Origin of the sequence: Kineococcus indalonis (assembly GCF_009906395.1) — a bacterium.
Taxonomy (GTDB): Bacteria; Actinomycetota; Actinomycetes; order Actinomycetales; family Kineococcaceae; genus Kineococcus; species Kineococcus indalonis.
In genome coordinates, this window is record NZ_JAAALM010000764.1 from 1 (window position 1) to 1,358 (window position 1,358).

Genomic DNA, 1,358 nt, shown 5'->3' on the forward strand with positions numbered 1-1,358 from the left:
GGCGTGTACGGGTGGTGGTGGCGGGTCCTGCCGGGCCCGTGGTGGGTGCGGCTGCTCATCAGCCTGCTCGTGGCGGCGGGCGTGGTGCTGCTGTGCTTCACCGTCGTCTTCCCGCAGCTGGCCGACCGGCTGGCCATCAACGACGGCACCGTCGGCACCTGAGCCGCCCGCGCGGCGGCTGTGGAGACGTCGCGCACGCCCGGTGCGGGCGCGGGCGTCGGGTCGGCGCCCGTCCGGGGCGCGACGTACCTTTGCGCTCGTGCCCACGACCACCGAGCCGACCCCGCCGCGCGCCGACGTGCCCGGGGCCGGCCTGCGCGCGCGGGGCCGGCACGCCAGCCACGCGCACGGCACCGCGTTCCGGGTGCTGCGCGCGTCCGCCGTCGCGGTCGTCGTGCTCGTGCTGGTCGCCGCCGCCGGCGGGGTCTACGCCTACCAGCGGCTGCAGGGCAACATCACCGCGCGGGACGTCACCGGGCTGCTGGGCGACCGCCCCGACCGCGCGGACGGCGCCGGCGAGGCCGCGCCGGTGAACATCCTCGTCATGGGCAGCGACACCCGCGCCCTGGCCGACGGCACCGGCGACGCCTACGGCGGCGAGGCCGCCGACCCCGGCGCGCGCTCCGACACCACCGTCCTGGTGCACCTGGCCGGGGACCGCCGCAGCGCCACCCTGGTGAGCATCCCGCGCGACTCCGTGGTGCAGATCCCCGAGTGCACCTCGACGAGCACCGGGCAGCCGGTGCCCGCGTCGCTGGGGATGTTCAACTCCGCGTACTCCGAGGGCGGGCCCGCCTGCACCATCGAGACCGTCGAGGCCCTCACCGGCGTCTACGTCGACCACTACGCCGTCGTGGACTTCAGCGGCTTCCGCTCCATGGTCGACGCCATCGGCGGGGTGACGATCTGCACGCCGGAGGAGATCGAGGACAGGAAGGCCAACCTGTACCTGACCGCCGGCACCCACGAGGACGTGGACGGCGAGACGGCCCTGGCCTACGCCCGCGTGCGCTACATCGGCGACGGCTCGGACATCTCCCGCATCGGCCGCCAGCAGGCGCTGATGTCCTCGATGGTGCAGAAGGTGCTCAGCTCCGAGACGCTGCTGCGCCCCGACCGCCTGTACGGCTTCCTCAACGCGGCCACGAAGTCGGTGACCACCGACCCGGGCCTGGCCGACCTCGGCCAGCTCGCCGACCTCGCGCAGAGCCTGCAGCGCATGCCCGCCGGCGGCGTGCGCTTCGTGACGGTGCCCACCGAGCCGTACCCGCGCAACGAGGCCCGCGTGCAGTGGACGCCCGCCGCGGACGAGCTGTGGCGGCAGGTCCGCGAGGACGACGCCGCGCCCGCCCCGGCAC

1 protein-coding gene is annotated in these 1,358 nt (G+C 75.4%); it reads left to right on the forward strand.

What is annotated here, in order from left to right; translation table 11 throughout:
• Positions 1 to 259: 259 nt before the first annotated feature.
• A partial coding sequence (locus GTR00_RS20935) for an LCP family protein (protein WP_166613448.1) occupies positions 260 to 1,358 on the forward strand: 1,099 nt, incomplete at its 3' end.